This is a genomic window from Achromobacter sp. DMS1, assembly GCF_001270295.1.
Genome location: NZ_LHSJ01000011.1, coordinates 13,651 through 32,116 on the forward strand (window position 1 = coordinate 13,651; position 18,466 = coordinate 32,116).

An 18,466-nucleotide genomic window follows, 5' to 3' on the forward strand; every position below is an offset into this window, starting at 1 on the left:
ACATCTCCCCGCAGTGGAGCCCAACGATGCCCGAAAACCTACTCACCGACCTCAAGGTCAGGTCGGCCAAATCGACTGATCGAGACTGGAAACTTTCAGACGGCGGGGGCTTGTTCCTGCTGGTCAAGCCCACCGGCGGCAAGCTCTGGCGGTGGAAGTACCGCCTGCAAGGCAAGGAGAACCTCTTTGCCATTGGCGGCTTCCCTCAAGTAAGTCTTGCAGAGGCGCGTGCAGCCCGCGAGAAGGCGCGTGCCTTGGTCAAGCAAGGTATCCACCCTGCCCATGAACGGCAGCAGGTCAAGCAGCGCAACCTGGAGGCGCTGGAGGAACGCAAGCGCGCTCGTGAAAGCTCTTTTGCCAAGGTGGCACAGGCTTACCTGGCCGAGATCAAGCCAGTCTTTGCGCTCAGCTCCTACCGCACGAAAGAATCCCGCATCAGGAAGTACCTGTCGCCCAAGTTCGATGGGATGCCGATGAGCGACATTGGCGTGAAGCAGATTCGCCCGCTGCTGGAGGAATGCAAGGCACATGGTGCGTGGGCGGCCATCCATGTCAAAGGTAATCTGTCGGCGATCTTTGAGTTTGCGGTGGTGCGTGGTCTGGTCGAGGCCAATCCGATTCCCAGCCTGCGCGGGCTGCTGCGCGTGCCGTTCAGCGAGAGCAAGGCGGCGATGACGCGAGAGCAAATCCATAAGTTCTATCAGGAGTTGCGCGGCTACCGGGGCTATCCGGAGACTTCGTTGTGCCTGCGGCTGATTGCGCTGACCGCCTGCCGTCCAGGGGAAGCGGCGGATGCCGAGTGGGATGAGTTCGACTTTGAGTATGCGCTGTGGCGTCGGCCCGCGGAGAAGATGAAAGCGCGGCGTGACCATGTCAGCCCGTTGTCGGTGCAGGCCATTGCCGTGCTGAAGGATTTGCAGTGCATTACGGGCGGTGGCCGCTATCTGTTCCCACACCGGAGCGGCAAGGGATTCACCACGCCCAACAGGCTCACCTACGCGATGCGCGACATGAACCTGGGCCGGGGTACGACGCCGCATTGCTGGCGGACGACCTTTTCAACCTGGGCCAACGAGAACGGATACCGGCCTGATGCGATTGAGCGGCAGCTTGCTCATGTGGAGAGCAACAAGGTGCGGGCGACGTACAACAAGGCACTGCTGCTAGATCAGAGAAGGACGCTGTTGCAGGGCTGGGCGGACTACTTGAGTGCTGCGGAGGGTAGCGGCACGGCATAGGGACGAGTTGGCTGGGTGTTGCAGAACCAATGGACAGAGCGGCCTTCTCCTTTTCTGGGTAGGGCCGTTGCCCCTTGGGTGCCGTTTGGTGCCGTTCCCTTGCCATTTCCTTTGCCCGAGGATGATCGCTGGGAAATGAGGTAAACAATGGATTAAATGGGGTAATTGTGAATTGACTACCCCTTTTGAGATTCATGTCGCTCATTTCCTTCTTGGTCGGCTATACAAGCCTCTCACGACCGATCCAATGATCAGGAAATGGGGTAATCAAACACAGGTAAAGAGGTATTTTTGGAGACAATACCCCATTTATAAGCTATGATTACCCCATTTACACAGCCTGGGCTTACATTTCCATGCACTCGCTCACACCCGAGTACCTTGCCGCGCTTCGCTTCGATGGCACCCAGGCCGCCACGTTGCGCACACTTGGCGAGTACCAGGGTAAGCAGCAACTCTACGCCGCGCAGTCGCCCGAAGCCCTCAAGGGTCTACGCCAGATCGCGGTGGTGGAGTCCACCGAGTCGTCCAACCGGCTGGAAGGTGTTGTTGTAGCGCCCTCGCGGCTGAAGTCTCTGGTCATCCGCAACGCAACACCAAAGAGCCGCTCCGAACAGGAGATCGCCGGCTACCGTGATGCCCTGGCGCTGATCCACGAGTCCGCCACGCACATGCCCTTCAGCGAGGGTGTTGTGCTGCAATTACATACCCTGTTGTACCGCTATATGCCGCAGGCGGGCGGGCGCTGGAAGGCCACCAATAACGACATCATCGAGCGTCACCTGGATGGCACTTCGCGTTTGCGCTTCCAGCCGGTGGCTGCGCATCTCACGCCGATGGCCATGGCTGATCTGACCGGGCGCTACGCCACCGCGCTGGATCAGCACCTGGTCGACCCCCTCGTACTGGTGCCGCTGGCGATGCTCGACTTCCTGTGCATCCACCCATTCCCGGACGGCAACGGTCGCATGTCCCGCTTGCTGACCCTGCTGCTGCTCTACCACTTCGACTATGCCGTGGGTCGCTACATCAGTTTGGAGCGCATCTTCGAGGAAACCAAGGAAGGTTATTACGAGACGCTGGAAGCCAGCTCGCAGGGCTGGCACCAGGGGCAGCACGACGTAAAGCCCTGGCTCGACTACTTCTGGGGTGCCTTGCTACGGGCCTACCGTGAGTTCGAGGAGCGTGTCGGTACCATCGAACGGGGACGTGGCAGCAAAGGCGACCGAGTGCGAACGGAAGTTTTGGGGCGCACCTTGCCGTTCTCGATTTCCGAGATTGAAGAAGCTTGCCCGGGCGTGAGCCGGGACATGGTTCGGCTAGTGCTGCGAGCGATGAAATCAGAGGGGTTGATCGAATCGACTGGCAAGGGGCGAGGTGCGAAATGGAAGCGCATCACAGCAGGCACCTCCGGTAGTACAGCGGTTCTGGCGATTGGCCACAAGATGGATCAGTGAGGACTCTCCATGGATAACGTTTTCCAATTCCGCGACCAGCTCATCGAACGATATGGCAGCTTTTCCCGCAGTTTCGTTCGCATCGCTGCGCCTGATATCCAAGCCGAGGTCGAACGTCAATATGCGCAAGGTCGCTACTGGCCTGAGCCGCTGGTGCAGATTAACCCGAATTACCAACGCCAGGGCACGGTGCAGAACCTGGCGGCGCAGGGAGTCTTGCACGCTGCCTGCGCAGAGATCTTCCAGGTCGGGAAGTCTGCAGGTTCGCCAGAACCCCTGCATCTTTACAAACACCAGATGGAAGCCTTGGCCAAAGGCCAGGAACGCCAAAGCTATGTGGTCACGACCGGAACGGGGTCGGGGAAGTCCCTGTCCTTTTTCATCCCGATCATCGACAGCATTCTCAAGGCCAAGCAGTCTGATGGCAAAACACGTACCAGGGCCATTGTCATCTATCCGATGAATGCTCTGGCCAACAGCCAACTGGAAGAACTCGACAAGTTTCTGCATGGCTATGCGCCAGAGCTTCGTCCCTTCACCGTCAAGCGCTACACCGGCCAGGAAAGCAAGGCGGAACGCAGCGCCATCGCGGATGACCCGCCCGATATCCTGCTCACTAACTTCATGATGCTAGAGTACATCCTCACGCGCTTCGACGAAGTGGATCGGCGTGTGGTGGAACACTGCGAGGGACTTGAGTTCCTGGTGCTGGATGAGTTGCATACCTATCGTGGCCGTCAAGGGGCGGACGTTGCCTTGCTAGTGCGGCGCCTGCGAGAGCGCTTGAAAGCCGAGCAACTGGTCTGCATCGGTACCTCGGCCACCATGTCCAGCACAGGTAGCCAAGCCGACCGCAACCGCGTGGTGGCCGATGTGGCTAGCAAACTTTTTGGCACCCAGATCAGCGAGCATGACGTCATCGGCGAGACCTTGGAGCGCGTCACCAACCCGCTCAAGGACGTCAACGCCATCCGTACAGAACTACCGGCGGCCGTTACGCGAAAGCAGGATATCTGGGCTGACTTCGACGCCTTTCGCAATGACCCGTTATCCATCTGGGTGGAATTGAACCTGGGTATCGAACTACCTGCCGACGAGCCTCCTAGGCGGGCGAGACCCATGATGTTGGAAGAGGCCAGCCGCCGTCTCGCCGAAGACGCGGGTTGCCAGCCGGAAGCCGCTCGCTCCGCCCTGCAGCGCTTTCTAGTGGCTGCCCATGATGTGCGCACGCCCCAGGGCAGGCCGCCTTTCGCGTTCAAGCTGCACCAGTTCATCAGCGGTCCCGGCAAGGTGCTCACCACGCTGGAGGCGCGAGGTAAGCGCCATGTCACGCTCGATGCTCAGCGTTTCGCGCCGGGGCGACAGCAAGAGAATGTGCTGCTTTACCCGACGCACTTCTGCCGCGATTGCGGCCAGGAGTACCTACCTGTCTGGCACGCACAGCAACCGGTCAGCTTCAGCTCACGTGAGATCGACGATATCGCGGCAGAAGACGACGCCAGCTATGGCTTTCTGTGTCCTCTGGTGCCCGGGCAGCAATACGGCGGCCTGCTCGAAGACCTGCCGGAAACCTGGATCGACCTCAGCCGTAACGAACCCAAAATCAAGCCAGCCTACAAGAATGCCGTTCCCTATATGGTCACGGTCGATGCCAAAGGGCAATCGGGCTCGGGGACGGAGTTCTGGTTCATTCCGGGAAAGTTCCGCTTCTGCCTGAACTGCGGCACGACACACGAAGCCCACGGCAAGGATGCCAACCGCCTCTCCAGTCTGTCCGGCGAAGGCCGCTCTTCGGCCACGACCATGATTGCCCTGGCGGCCTTGCAGCAATTGTTCGCACTTTCCGAACCTGCGCCAGGGCAGCCTGACCCACGCAAGTTGCTTGGGTTTACCGACAACCGCCAGGATGCCGCTCTGCAGGCGGGACATTTCAACGACTTCATTTTCCTGCTGACGCTGCGTGCTGGCTTGATCGGTGCACTACAGGGCAGCGGCGGCCAACTCGATGAAGAACACTTGGCCGAAAGCGTATTCAAGGCCCTCGGCTTTCAAGGGGTCGATGAAGCGACCTTGGTGGAGTATCTGCGCACCCCCAAGCTCATGGGACTGGCCCGACAAGAAGCGCAACGCACATTGCGCTTCATCATCGCCTACCGGCTACTGCGTGATCTGCGGCGTGGCTGGCGTTTCAATAATCCGAATCTAGATCAACTCGGCCTGTTGCAGATTCGGTATCGAGACCTAGATGCCTTTTGCGCTGACGCCAGTATCTTTGCTGCAAACAGCACCTTGACCAAATTGACGGCAGTGCAACGGACAGTTCTGTTCGAATTACTGTTCGACGCCTTGCGCCGCCATCTGTGCCTGGAAAGTCGTTACCTCGACCCGGTTGAGCAGGACAAGGCACGCACCAGCGCCCACACCTACCTGAATGAACGTTGGGCCTTCGCTCCAGACGAGAAACTCGATACCGGCCGCTATCTCGTCCTCGGCAAGCGCCCGGAATACAAGGGCAAGCCGCGTACCGACTTGGTGACAGGTGGTCCACGCTCCCGTCTGCTACGGCAAATAAAGATGGCCGCCTTCTGGCGCGACAGCGCCTGCGCCAGCGAGGTCGTGCAGTGGAAAGATGTCGAGTGGGCTAAGCTGATCGAAGCGCTGCTGGAATCCGCCAAGGACTATGGTTATGTGCAGCGCCAACCTATCGACGCCCAGCTCGCAGGCTGGCGCCTGAACGCGGCTGCCCTGGACTGGTGCCTGATTGCCGATCAGCCGCAAACTGATAGCAATCGAATCAACCAGTATTTCCGCACCCTGTATCTCGGCATTGCCGACCTGCTGCGTCAGCCTTCGCATCCGCTGTTCGACTTCGAGGCCCAGGAACACACAGCCCAGGTGGATGCGCCACGCCGGCAACTGCTGGAGCAGCGTTTTCGCTACACCGAAAAAGACAGGCAGGACTGGGCGCAGAACCCGGCCCACGAAGCGCCGTTGGAACGTCTGCCGGTGATGTTCTGCTCCCCCACGATGGAGCTTGGCGTGGATATCTCCGCGCTCAACACCGTGTACCTGCGCAATGTGCCGCCGACCCCCGCCAACTACGCCCAGCGCAGCGGTCGTGCGGGTCGCTCGGGTCAGCAGGCGCTGGTCATCACCTATTGCGCGGCGCTCAGTCCGCATGACCAGTGGTTCTTCCACAATGCCGAGCAGATGGTGCATGGCGTCGTGCGCGCGCCAACCCTCGATCTGAGCAATCGTGATCTCATCGACAGCCACCTGCAAGCGGTCTGGCTTGCCAGTACCCAGGTGCCACTGGACGACAGCATTGCGCCCATGCTGGATCTCGACCAGCCCGGTAAACCACTGAAACAGCCCTTGCACGAAGCACTGCGGGCGCAGGCTGTCCAGCAGCGTGCCTTGGCCAGTGCCGGACGGGTCATCGACCAGCTTGAGGGCGAGCTTGAAGGCAGCGCCTGGTTCACTCCTGACTATGTGCGCCAGGTCATCGACAACGCGGCGCAAGCGTTCTCTGGGGCGTTGGAGCGCTGGCGCGTGCTGTTCGATGCCACCCGCCAACAGATGGATATGGCTGATCGCATCGTCAAGAGCCATACCGCCTCGCACACGGAACGCCAAAATGCCCAGCGCCGCTACGGCGACGCCGCGCGCCAGTACGCCGTATTGCTCAAGTCCGGCAACGGCCAGAACAATGATTTCTATACCTATCGCTACTTGGCCAGCCAAGGCTTCCTGCCAGGCTACAACTTCCCGCGCCTACCGTTGATGGCCTGGATTCCCGCCCGTGGCGGCCAGGCCGTCAATGGCAAGGATGACGAAGGCAGCATGGTCAGCCGGCCGCGCTTCCTGGCCCTGTCCGAATTCGGTCCCCGCAGCCTCATTTATCACCAGGGCCGCATGTACCGCGTGGTGCGTGCCAAACTCAACGTAGGCAATACAGACCACATTTCCGGCAACAGCCAGTTGGCCACCATTGCCTCGTTGGTGTGCAGCCAATGCGGCTACGGCCATCTCGGAGAGCCGGGCGGCGAACAGCCGCTGGTCAATCGCTGCGAGAACTGCGACGCCTTGCTCACCGAGCACGATTGGGTGCGCGAGCTCTACCGCATCGAAACCGTGGAGACCGTGGCCACCGAGCGCATCTCCATCAACGACGAGGAGCGCCAGCGTCAGGGCTTCGAGCTGCAAACCACCTACCGCTTTCTACCCGGCCCCGATGGCCGTATCCAGCGGCAGAAGGCCACGATCCAACAAGGTGAGGACGTGCTAGGCGAGCTCACCTACGCGCCCGCTGCGCAAATCTGGCGCATCAATCGCGGCTGGCGCAGGCGCAAAGACAAGGAGCAACTGGGCTTCTACATCAACCCCATCACGGGCACCTGGAGCAAGCAGGACGCACCGGATGCGGAAGACGACCAGGGCGGCGACGATGCTTTGCTGGAGAAGGTGCCCAACCAGCGCATCGTTCCTTTTGTGGAAGATCATCGCAATCTGCTGATCTTCGCTCCCGTACATGCCCTGTCGCTGGAGGCCATGGCCACTTTGCAGGCCGCGCTCAAGCGCGGCATCGAAATGACTTTCCAGATCGAGGAATCCGAACTGGTGGTCGAGCCACTGCCGAAGTCCGATGAGCGCCGCGCCTTGCTGTTCTACGAAGCGGCGGAAGGCGGTGCGGGTGTGCTCACTCGCCTGGCAAACAATCGCGACGACCTTGCACTCGTAGCCAGCAATGCCCTGCAACTGATTCACTATCGCAAACCGCAGAGCGGCATTTGGACGCTGGACGATTTGCCGTCGCTGGAACAGACCGATGCACTTTGCAATCATCAGTGCGAAGCCGGCTGCTATCAGTGCCTGCTGTCGTACTTCAACCAGCCGGATCACGAACACATCAACCGCCGCAATGCGGATGCGCTCAAGCTGCTGGTCGCGCTGGCCAATGCTCAGGTACAGCCTGTGGAATGCAGCGCGGCCCCCGTTGCAGCGGCGATCTTGGCAGACGAGCCACTCGACGCCTGGCTGTCCGCGCTCAGCCAGGCAGGGGCCGTGCAACCTGATGCGGTCAACGTGTCCGTCAACAATGGCGTAGCCACTGCGGCGGCCCAGTACAAGGCATCTCGTGCTTTGGTGTTTCTGTCCGCTGTGGATGATCAGACCACCAGCGTACTGCAGGACAAAGGCTGGCAGGTGCTCGATTTCTCGGACGCTTCACGCTGGCCACAACAATTCGCCGCGCACGCCGATGTGTTCGGTTCCAAGGAATAAAGGCGCATGACGATCCTCGAACACGACTTTCTACCCGGCAACCTGGTGCGCGCCCGAGGCCGCGAATGGGTGGTGCAGAGCGACTCCCGCCGCGACTGGCTGCGCCTGCGCCCATTGAGCGGCGCCGATGACGAAAGCATCGCCCTGATCCCCGAGTTGGAACTGCATCCCGTCGAACCTGCCACCTTCGACTGGCCCGATCCTGCACGCGCCGGCAACCATGCCGCCGCGCTGTTGCTACGCGATGCCTTGCGCCTGACCCTGCGCGCAGGCGCCGGCCCATTCCGCTCCTTTGGCAATATCGCGGTGGAGCCTCGCGGCTACCAACTTGTGCCGTTGCTGATGGCACTGCGCCTGTCCACTGTGCGCCTGCTGATCGCTGATGACGTTGGCATCGGCAAGACCATCGAAGCCGGCCTGATCGCACGAGAGCTCATGGACCGTGGCGAAATCGCCCGCCTGGCCATTCTTTGCCCGCCACACCTTGTCGAGCAGTGGCAAAATGAGTTGGAAACCCGCTTCAACCTTCAGGCCGTGGCGTTGACTTCGTCTTCGGCCTCCCGCATCGAACGTGATCTTCCGCATGGAGTGCGCCTGTTCGACCATCATCCCGTGGTGGTCGTCAGCCTGGACTACATCAAGAGCGAACGCCACCGCGAACAGTTTCTCGCTACCGCCCCCGAATGCATCATCGTTGACGAGGCCCACACCTGCGCCAGCAGCGGCGCAGGCAAGCAATTGCGCTTCGAGTTGCTGCAACGCCTTGCCCGTGACGCGCAGCGACACCTGATTCTGCTGACCGCCACCCCTCACTCTGGTGACGAAACCGCCTTCTACAACTTGCTGTCGCTGCTCGATCCGCGCTTTGCGGCCTTGCAAGGCCGAGTGACGGCCTCCGACCCGCTGCGTCAGGAATTGGCACGCCACTTCGTCCAGCGCCGTCGCAAGGACATCGTTGAATGGCAGGCCGAGACCCATGACGGACGAGGTTTTCCCCGCCGCATGAAAACCGAGCTTACCTATCAACTCAGCGGCGAATGGGGCGCGTTCTTCGACGCCGTGCAGGATTACTGCCGCGAACTGGCTGAAACCGTTGAGCAGCAAGAACAGCAAGGCGGCGCGCGCCTCATTTGGTACGCCACCCTGGCATTGTTGCGCTGCGTGGCATCGTCGCCCGCAGCCGCCGTCAAGGCGTTGACCACACGGCTGGAAGGCACTGTGCCGGATGAGGCGCTTCTCGGCGATGAGCGCCTGCACGATGGCGAGACCGATGACCTCTCCGGCAGTGATCTGGAGCCGCCTGCCCAGGTGCAGGACGCTGCGCCGCGCCTGCAAGCCTTGATCGCCGACGCGCAACGTCTTTCCGGCAAGGCCGGTGATCCAAAGCTGGCTGCGCTCATCCGGCACATTGACCTCCTGGTGAAGGATGGCTACCACCCGGTGGTGTTCTGCCGCTACATCGCCACCGCCCATTACGTGGCCGAACACCTCAAGGCCGCTTTCCCCAAAGCCACCGTCGATGCCGTCACCGGCGAACTCACCCCCGAAGAACGCCGCGAGCGCGTGGACGACCTAGAGAATGCTGAGCAACGCATCCTGGTCGCCACCGACTGCCTCTCCGAAGGCATCAACCTGCAACATTTGTTCACCGCTGTCGTCCACTACGACCTGGCTTGGAACCCCACCCGCCACGAACAGCGCGAAGGCCGCGTCGATCGTTTCGGTCAGCAGGCCGATGAAGTGCGCTGCACCATGCTCTACGGGCAAGATAACCCGGTGGATGGCTTCGTGCTCAACGTCATCCTTAAGAAGGGCGAGGCCATTCAGAAGGAGCTCGGCGTGCTCGTTCCCATGCCCGAGGATGAAGCCCGCATCAATCAGGCCTTGGTCAAGGCGGCATTGATGAAACGCAGCGACAGTCGCACCGCATCGCCGCAGGCCGTATTCGACTTTGGTGAGCCGGAGCAATTGCTCGCTCCACTGCAAGCCCAATGGCGTGACGCGCTGGAAAAGGCTAAGGCCAATCGCACTGTGTTCGCCCAGCGTCGCATCAAGCCAGACGAGGTGCTGCCCGAATGGCACAAACAACAACAGGCTCTGGGCACCCAGGCTGACGTGCAGCGTTTCCTGCAAAGCGCTTGTGTGCGGCTGGGGGCGCCGCTGGAAATCGGCCGCAAACAGACCGCACGTTTCCTGCCGCAGCACCTGCCCGAAGCCCTGTGCCAGCGCTTGGCCGATGAGGGCATCAACACACCCCAACTCATCGACTTTAGCGAACTGCATCGCAGCCATCCGTTGGTTGGCCTGCTGGCCCAGCATTTGCTGGAAGACGCACTCGGTGGCGAACGTCCGCTGGCCGCCCGTTGCGCTGCCACTCTTACCAATGACGTGGAGGTTGTCACCACCCTTTACCTTCTGCGTCTGCGCCACCAGCTCAGCTACGTGCGCCGCCGCGAACCCTTTCAGATGATGGCGGAGGAAACCGTTGCTCTGGCTGTGCAGGGCCGCAACGCTCCTCAATGGCTGGCTGACGACGGCGTGAGTCGCCTGCTCGAATGCACGCCCAGCGGTAACCTGCCGCCAGAGGCGGCACAGCGCGAAATCCGCACCGCGCTCGACTTCCTCGCCGCGCACCCGCAGCAACTGCAAGCGGTAGCCCAACAGCGGGCCGATGCCCTGCTGGCCGACCACCAGCGCGTGCGCGAAGCCACCCGTGACGTCGGCCAGTACAGCGTCAGCCCCTGCCTGCCGGTCGATGTGATGGGCGTGTACGTACTGCTGCCTGACTCGCTATAAGCCTCGGCCTGGAGAAGAACAACCATGAAACGCATCCGCAAGGCCCAGGCCACGCTCAACCTGCCCACCCTCAAGCTCGAAGGCGGCCTGTTCCTGCCCGATCAACTGGAAAAAGCCGCACAGGGTCGCGCCAGTGCCCAGAGCGAGGCCGACTACGGCACCCCCAAGGGCGTCAAGCTCAAGGACGAATACAGCCGCGCTTTCCAGATCGCCTGCGCCCAATGGCAGCACTTTGCCGCGCAGTTGGAGCGCGCCGACGTCGATGCTGCGCAGCTCACCACCGCCTTTGTCCACGAACTGCTGCGCGACGCCTTTGGCTACGCCGCCTTGCAAGCCGCGTCAGCACAGCAAGTGGGTGAACTGCGTTACCCGGTCAGCCTCATGGCAGGCACTTTACCCGTGCTGGTGGCCCCGCACACTCTGGGCCTGGATGAGGCCGACGCGCGATTTGCCGTGCAGGGCGGTGGCAACCGCAAGAAAGCCCCGTTCCAGGCGATGCAGGAATTGCTCAACGCCAGCGAAGCGCTGCAATGGGGCATCGTCAGCAACGGCAAGCAACTGCGTCTGCTGCGCGACGCTGCCTCGCTCACCCGTCCCAGCTTTCTCGAAGTCGATCTGGCCGACCTTCTGGGCGGCCAGCGTTATGCCGAATTCGCCAACGTTTGGCGTCTACTGCATGCCAGTCGCGCATTCCGCCCCGGCCAAGGCGCTACGGCGTGCATCTGGGAACAATGGCGTAGCGAAGGCCAACAGGAAGGCACTCGCGTGCGCGATGGTCTGCGCAACGGCGTCGAGCAGGCCCTGCTGACCCTAGGTGCAGGCTTCCTGCAACACCCCGCCAACCATGCCCTGCGTGCCGCTCTGAACGACGGCACGCTCAGCAAGGATGAATATTTCCAACAACTGCTGCGCCTGATCTACCGGCTCATCTTCGTGTTCACCGTGGAAGAGCGCGGCGTGCTGCACCCGCAGGAAGATAGCGCCGAAGCACAGGTTGCCCGCCGTGCCTATGCCGAAGGCTACGCCCTGGCCCGCCTGCGCGAACTCTGCCTCAAGCGTCGCGTCCGCACCCGTCATGACGACCAGTGGCAAGCCATCCGCATCGTGTTTCGCGGCCTGGCGCAAGGCGAGCCGCGCCTGGCGCTGCCCGCGCTGGGCGGCCTGTTCGCTCCCCAGCAATGCACCGATCTGGATAACGCCAATCTGGACAACGCCCACCTGCTCACTGGCTTGCAACACCTGCGCTGGGCGGTGGTCGCGCAGGGCAAAGGCAGCAGCCTCACCCCGGTGGACTATCGCAACATGGGGCCTGAGGAACTGGGCAGCGTCTACGAAAGCCTGCTGGAACTGGTGCCCGCCATCGACCTGCCCGCACGCACCTTCGGTTTTGTCGGCCGCACCGAGGAAGGCAGCACCGCCGGCAACGCTCGCAAGCTCACCGGCAGCTACTACACCCCCGACAGCTTGGTGCAGGAGCTAATCAAGAGCGCGCTCGATCCCGTCATCGAACAGCGCCTTGCCGCCCACCCGGCCAGCCCAACCGAGGCGCTGCTGGCCATCCGCGTCATCGACCCGGCCTGCGGTAGCGGCCACTTCCTGCTGGCCGCTGCCCGCCGCCTGGCGGAAAAACTGGCCCAGTTGCGCAGCCTCGAAGGCGGGCAGGAAGGCGCCATCCAGCCGCAGGACTACCGCCACGCCCTGCGCGAAGTGGTGGGCCACTGCATCTACGGCGTGGACCGCAACCCCATGGCCATCGAACTGGCGCGCATGGCCTTGTGGCTGGAGGGCTACGAGGAAGGCCGCCCGCTGGGCTTTCTCGACCATCACCTGCAAGTGGGCGACGCCCTGCTGGGCCTGACCGACCTGACCGTGCTGGAACAAGGCATCGCCAAGGATGCCTTCAAGCCTTTGAGCGGCGACGACAAGGACGTCTGCAAGGAATTGGCCAAAGCCAATGCCGCCGGCCTCAAGCAGATCGCCAAAGACCTGCAAGGCAAGCAGATGCTGCTGGGCGTGGACAACCGCAGCGGCCTGGAAGCCCTGCGCGCCATCGAAACCCTGCCCGCCGACACGCCCGAACAGGTGGCCGCCAAGGAACAAGCCTGGCGCCACTTTCTGGAGGACTCCGCCCACCGCCCGCTGGCCCACGCCGCCGATGCGCTGGTGGGCGCCTACCTGCTGCCCAAGACGAAGGACATGGCAGAAGCCGTGCCCACCAGCATCACCCTGCATGCGCTGCTAACCGCGCCGGAACGCGCCCAAACCGAGCACGCCGCTCCTATCGTTGCGGCCCGCGACGCCTGCGAGCAGGCGCGCGTGTTCCACTGGCCGCTGGCCTTCCCGCAGGTGTTCGCGCAAGGCGGCTTCGACTGCGTGCTGGGCAATCCGCCGTGGGAGCGCATCAAGCTGCAAGAAGAAGAATTCTTCGCCACCCGCCACCGCGACGTGGCGCAAGCTCGCAACAAGGCCGAACGCGCCCAGCGCATCCAGTGGCTCAGTGAAGGCATGCTGGCACGCCACCTGTACCCCGACCTGGCCCATGAGGTGCATGAGGACGAAGCCGAAAAACGCCTCTACCGTGAATTCGTCACCGCCCGCCGCACGGCGGAGGCGGCCAGCGTGTTTGCCCATGTGAAAGGCGTGGACGGCGGCCGCTACCCGCTGACCGGCGTGGGCGACGTGAACACCTACGCGCTGTTTGCCGAAACCATCCTGCAAATCCATGCCGACAGCGGCCGCGCCGGCTTCATCGTGCCGACCGGCATCGCTACCGACGACAGCACCAAGGCGTACTTCGGCCACATCACCCAGAACCGGCGGCTGGTCAGCCTGTACGACATCGAGAACCGTGAAGCGGTATTCCCCTCGGTACACCGCAGCTACAAGTTCTGCCTGCTGACTCTGGGCGCGGCGGAACGGGCGGAATTCGTCTGCTTCGCCACCCAGGTCAGCCAACTGGCCGATCCGCGGCGTCGCTTCACCCTCACGCCTGACGAATTCCGCCTGATCAACCCCAACACGCTCACCTGCCCGGTCTTCCGCAGCGAACGCGATGCAGAATTGACCAAGAAGCTCTACCGCGCCGCGCCGGTGCTGATGCGTGATGCCGTTACCGCAGGCGAGGGCAAACGAGCCAAAGTGGTGGAGCCTGAGCAAAACCCGTGGGGTATTTCGTTCATGCGTATGCTGGATATGGCGAACGACAGCCACCTGTTCATGGACGCGCAAGCCGCCGACCACCTGCCGCTGTACGAAGCCAAACTCATCCACCAGTTCGACCACCGCTGGGCCACCTACACGGCGGACGGCAACAGCCGCAATGCCACGCTGGCCGAAAAGGCGAACCCGGATTTCACCGTCACCCCACGCTACTGGGTCAGTCGCGCCGAGGTGGAAGAGCGCCTATGCAAACGTGACCGCGATGGTCGCGTGATCTGGCAATGGGAACGGGATTGGTTGATGGGCTGGCGGGATATTTGCCGCGCAACCGATGAGCGGACGGTGATTGCGTCGGTGTTGCCAAGGGTGGGAACAGGGGATACGTTGCTCTTGATGTTTCCCGACAGCAAGCACGGTGTTCGTAGGGCATGTTTACTCGCGGATCAATGCTCGCTGGTGCATGACTTTGTTGCCCGGCAAAAAATAGGCGGCACACATCTGAAGTACCACGTCAAAAAGCAGATAGTGAACCTTCCTCCAGACCGCTACACCGAGGCCGACCTCGCCTTTATCGTCCCGCGCGTACTGGAGCTGACCTATACCGCCCACGACCTCTCCGGCTGGGTACAAGACTTGGGCTACGACGGCGAACCCTTCCCCTTCAACCCCGTCCGCCGCGCCACCCTGCGCGCCGAACTCGACGCCTACTACGCCAAACTCTACGGCCTCACCCGCGACGAACTGCGCTACATCCTCGACCCCACCGATGTCATGGGCCAGGATTACCCCAGCGAAACCTTCCGAGTGCTCAAAAAAAAGGAACAGGGGGAGTTCGACGAATACCGCACTCAGCGGCTGGTCCTGGCAGCTTGGGACAAGCTGGAACGCGGAGAACTCAGATGAAGATCCTTGATCTGCAGAACGAATTCCGCGAACTGATCGCGCAACTCCGGCATGAAATCGAAGCCGCCAGTGCGATGGGGCAGTTTGATGCGCATAAGATTTCCGAGAACCTCATGTGCGGCCTTCTGCGCGAGCTGTGTGGCTGGACTGACTTGCGGAATCTGAACCGCGAGCAAGCGAATTTTCCCGGAATTGATCTCGCAGACGATACGCGCCGAGTGGCGGTGCAGGTAACGGCCACCGCAGACATCGGCAAGGTCAAATACACGCTGGAGCAATTTCTCAGTCGTGATTTGCACCAGCGTTACGACCGATTGATTGTCTATGTACTCACCGCCAAGCAAGGCAGCTACTCGCAAGCGGCCGTTGATTCAGTGTGCGAGAGCAAGCACAAGTTTTCAGCTCGCAATGATGTTTGGGACTACAAGGAGCTGTGCACCCTGGCAGCCGATGCTGAACCACACAAGCTGCAAGCTGCGCTCAACCATTTGAAAGCCTATCTGCGCGGAGTGCCTGTTGGTTTGGCGGACGAGGACATTGATCCACCTTTGACGCCATCCGAATCGCTGACGGCCAACCTCGTGGAACTCTATTTTCCGAGCAAACTCTTCATTGCTCGATTGAGTGAGGGTCTGCTGGAAAAGCATGGCAAAAGAAGGCCAGGCTTGTGGCGAACCACCATCAGAGAGTTCAACCAAGAGAATGGACTCGCGGTTCCATCTGCCTACGTTATCCACAGCGGCAACCTGGTGACGTTCTTTAATCTGATCGAGCGGAACAATCCCTATCAGCACTTGTGTGAGCCAGGCACAGCGGAAGAACACAACACTGCTGATTACTTCACGATCGACGATGACCACGAGCGCGTCTTCAAGTCGCTGCTGAGGTTTTCCCTGCAGCATCGCCTGTTTAAGGAACGTGTGCGGTGGGAAAACGACATTGGTGAGTTCATATTCCTGCCTTTGGAAGATGGCTTTAACCAAAGAGAAGTGGTCTGGCAAGGAGAGAAAAAAGCCAAGCGCAATGTCTTTTCAAGGCAATTCAACAAAAAAGATCCTTCAAAGGTTTTTCTGCAAAAGCATCTCTCGTTCGCTGCAGATTTTTTGCGTCTGGATGGTCATTGGTTCATGGCCATAACCCCCAGTTGGTTCTTTAGCTATGGCGCCAATTTCGAGCAGTCTGGTTTCAGTCACGACAATCTCAGCTGGATCAAGCGCCAGGAAAATAACCAGCAGGTGATGAATCATTTTCGATTTATATCTGCCTGGCTGTCCTCAATTGACGACGAGGATCTTTTCTCAGAAAAAGGGACAACGGACTCCTTCCTCTCATTTGGGACTCCACTCATGCTGAATGGTGCCCCCTCTCTGGAGGAGTCTGGCTGGAAAGCCCTGCCTACGATCAATGAAGAAGATTCGGCGCAGCCGAGAAGGATGTTCGGTTCATGAAACTGGTGCATGTCAACGAGCCAAGGCTTGAGTTCTTTGAGGGTTCACATGTTTGTCCTAGGCGCGGGATTGCAGCCTATGGGGTGTATGACAAAGGCTCTCTCACCCGGAGAACTCGAATCCTAATCGGAGCCATCGGCACTAGCAAAGACCTCGAAGACCTTTCGAGTCTGATCGAGCGAATGAAGTCTCCTATATCGGCTGACGTGGATGAACACAAGGGCAATCTTTTTCCAGACTTCTGTGGATTCAATGAGCGGGTTGGGTTTCATGCGGAGCTTGCGTTCAACCAAGATTTAGGTCGCCCATTGAGGCAATTGGATATCGAGAAAGTTGCAAAAATAAATAATCGAACGCAGCGTATAGAAGCAGCCCTCGACCTGTACTATGAGGAGATAAAGTTCCTCGCACAGAACAGGCCTGTCGATGTGATCGTTTGCGTGCTTTCTAAATCTCTTTACGATGCAGTCAGCAAAGATTCGGCGATGGAAGGCGACGAAAAGCTGGAAGAGAGCATCGAGGTTCAATCAGAGTTGAATTTCCGGCGGGCCTTGAAGGCGAAGGCCATGCACTTGGGCAAGCCGCTTCAATTGGTGCGTGCAGATTCGCTGGCATCCGGCGCAAAGGGTCAGCAGGATGACGCAACCAAGGCTTGGAATCTCGCGACCGCGCTGTATTACAAGGCTGGCGCGACCAACCCATGGCGCCTTGAAAAGGCTGAAGGCAACACACTTTCTTGTGCCTTGGGTATCGCGTTCTACCGAAGCAGAGACAAGAAGACGCTTAACACCAGCTTGGCTCAGGTTTTCGATGAATTGGGTAATGGATTGATTTTGCGGGGCACGCCTGTGCATCTCGACAAAGGAGATAGAGTCCCAAAGCTATCGGAGGAGCAGGCATATACCTTGTTCAAGGCTGCGCTTGAGGAGTATCGCAATGCGATGCGAACGTACCCTGGCAGGGTCGTTGTTCACAAGACATCAAATTTCTCTGACCTGGAGATTTCAGGTCTCATGAGTGCGGCCTCGGACTTGCGTATCGATACAGTTGATTTTGTGACGGTGATGGATTCGCGACTTCGACTCTTTAGGACTGGAGCATATCCTCCTTATCGAGGTACATCCCTAGTCCTTGATGACCAGCGGCAGTTGCTCTATACCCGAGGCTCAATCTGGTACTACAAGACCTATCCTGGGATGTACATTCCTCAGCCACTTGAGTTGCGCGTGATCCGCTCGGAGCAAAGCCCCGCCTTTCTGGCTAGGGAAATCCTCGGACTGACAAAAATGAACTGGAACAACACCCAGCTTGATGGAAAATACCCCATCACGCTTAGTTGCGCCAGAAAGGTGGGGGAGATCATGAAGTATTTGGATGAACATGATCGGCCACAAATTCGCTATGGCTACTACATGTAATCTGCGGGACAGAACATGCTTACTCATCTCAAACTGGAGAACTTCAAGATCTGGCGCACCACGGGGCCTGTGCGACTTGCTCCGATTACTCTGCTGTTGGGTACCAATTCATCAGGCAAATCCAGTCTGATCCAAAGCCTGCTGCTCATCCGTCAGACCGTCAGAGGCGATGATCCGAGTCTCGATCTCAATCTTGGCAATCCTGATGCTGGCGATTCCGTCACACTCGGCCAGTTCAAGGATGTGCTGTGTCGCCACGGCGCAGCAACGGAAAGCACGGCGTTCAATCAGGTAGGTATCGAGTTTCGCTGGAGCGAAACGGGAAATGCCGCTGAATCGGCGATCTTCTCGGTACGCTACCGTAAAGGCCAATCCGGCAGCGCTGAACTGGAGTTCCTGCGCTTGGGCAAAGACGGTCAAGGCTTCAGCGTGCAACGCCGTAAACCCGGGATTTATCGCCTCACGCTGGGCAATCAAATCAAGCCTTTGGGGCAAAGTGCGGATTTTCGTCCGCAGCGTTCGTTTGCATTTTCACCCTCTACGCTCAACAAACTGGGTTTGCAGGGTGAGGTGATTCGGTCGGTTGGTCCGGCGCTGCTGGACGAGTTGGGTCGCATCATCTACCTTGGCCCCGTGCGCCGTTTGGCCCAGCGCGACTATGTATGGGCGGGACGTATGCCTGCCCATATCTGTTAGCGCCGGTGTAATACTGACCCACCCCGTCGGAGTAAATCTGACCCACCTGGGCAATGATGGTGGCTTTT

At 60.1% G+C, this 18,466-nt stretch carries 8 protein-coding genes; all 8 read left to right on the forward strand.

Translation table 11 applies throughout. The features are described from left to right. Nucleotides 1-26 precede the first annotated feature (26 nt). The 8 genes from AD428_RS02605 to AD428_RS25895 all read left to right on the forward strand — a co-directional run bounded on the left by AD428_RS02605 (nt 27) and on the right by AD428_RS25895 (nt 18,398). A complete protein-coding gene (locus tag AD428_RS02605) occupies nt 27-1,238 on the forward strand; it encodes a tyrosine-type recombinase/integrase (RefSeq protein ID WP_053244062.1) in 1,212 nt (403 codons plus the stop codon). Between the two features lie 356 nt (nt 1,239-1,594). Next, on the forward strand, nt 1,595-2,695 hold the full coding sequence (locus AD428_RS02610) for a Fic family protein (protein ID WP_053244063.1): 1,101 nt from the start codon (nt 1,595-1,597) through the stop codon (nt 2,693-2,695). A gap of 9 nt (nt 2,696-2,704) precedes the next feature. Continuing rightward, nucleotides 2,705-7,978: a DEAD/DEAH box helicase gene (locus tag AD428_RS02615; protein WP_053244064.1), complete on the forward strand. Its 5,274-nt coding sequence runs from the start codon at nt 2,705-2,707 to the stop codon at nt 7,976-7,978. 6 nt (nt 7,979-7,984) lie between these two features. Then, entirely contained in the window at nt 7,985-10,774 is a 2,790-nt protein-coding gene (locus tag AD428_RS02620) for a helicase-related protein (protein WP_053244065.1), read from the forward strand. Between the two features lie 24 nt (nt 10,775-10,798). Continuing rightward, complete coding sequence (locus AD428_RS02625; RefSeq protein ID WP_053244066.1) at nt 10,799-14,836, forward strand: Eco57I restriction-modification methylase domain-containing protein; 4,038 nt, start codon at nt 10,799-10,801, stop codon at nt 14,834-14,836. Then, complete coding sequence (locus AD428_RS02630; RefSeq protein WP_053244067.1) at nt 14,833-16,284, forward strand: SMEK domain-containing protein; 1,452 nt, start codon at nt 14,833-14,835, stop codon at nt 16,282-16,284. The genes AD428_RS02625 and AD428_RS02630 overlap by 4 nt, the downstream gene beginning before the upstream one ends. After that, nucleotides 16,281-17,702, forward strand: coding sequence for an argonaute/piwi family protein (locus AD428_RS02635; protein ID WP_053244068.1), 1,422 nt, complete (start codon nt 16,281-16,283; stop codon nt 17,700-17,702). Before AD428_RS02630 ends, AD428_RS02635 begins: the two co-directional genes overlap by 4 nt. A gap of 15 nt (nt 17,703-17,717) precedes the next feature. Continuing rightward, nucleotides 17,718-18,398 carry a hypothetical protein gene (locus AD428_RS25895; protein WP_152967962.1) on the forward strand — a complete coding sequence of 227 codons (681 nt, stop codon included), beginning with the start codon at nt 17,718-17,720 and terminating at the stop codon, nt 18,396-18,398. The last annotated feature ends 68 nt before the right edge of the window (nt 18,399-18,466 follow it).

What these genes read in the sequence shown, in the direction of transcription:
- AD428_RS02620 (WP_053244065.1), top strand. Translation starts at nt 7,985, where the DNA reads ATGACGATCCTCGAACACGACTTTCTACCCGGCAACCTGGTGCGCGCC.
- AD428_RS02610 (WP_053244063.1), top strand. Translation starts at nt 1,595, where the DNA reads ATGCACTCGCTCACACCCGAGTACCTTGCCGCGCTTCGCTTCGATGGC.
- AD428_RS02615 (WP_053244064.1), top strand. Translation starts at nt 2,705, where the DNA reads ATGGATAACGTTTTCCAATTCCGCGACCAGCTCATCGAACGATATGGC.
- AD428_RS02630 (WP_053244067.1), top strand. Translation starts at nt 14,833, where the DNA reads ATGAAGATCCTTGATCTGCAGAACGAATTCCGCGAACTGATCGCGCAA.
- AD428_RS25895 (WP_152967962.1), top strand. Translation starts at nt 17,718, where the DNA reads ATGCTTACTCATCTCAAACTGGAGAACTTCAAGATCTGGCGCACCACG.
- AD428_RS02635 (WP_053244068.1), top strand. Translation starts at nt 16,281, where the DNA reads ATGAAACTGGTGCATGTCAACGAGCCAAGGCTTGAGTTCTTTGAGGGT.
- AD428_RS02605 (WP_053244062.1), top strand. Translation starts at nt 27, where the DNA reads ATGCCCGAAAACCTACTCACCGACCTCAAGGTCAGGTCGGCCAAATCG.
- AD428_RS02625 (WP_053244066.1), top strand. Translation starts at nt 10,799, where the DNA reads ATGAAACGCATCCGCAAGGCCCAGGCCACGCTCAACCTGCCCACCCTC.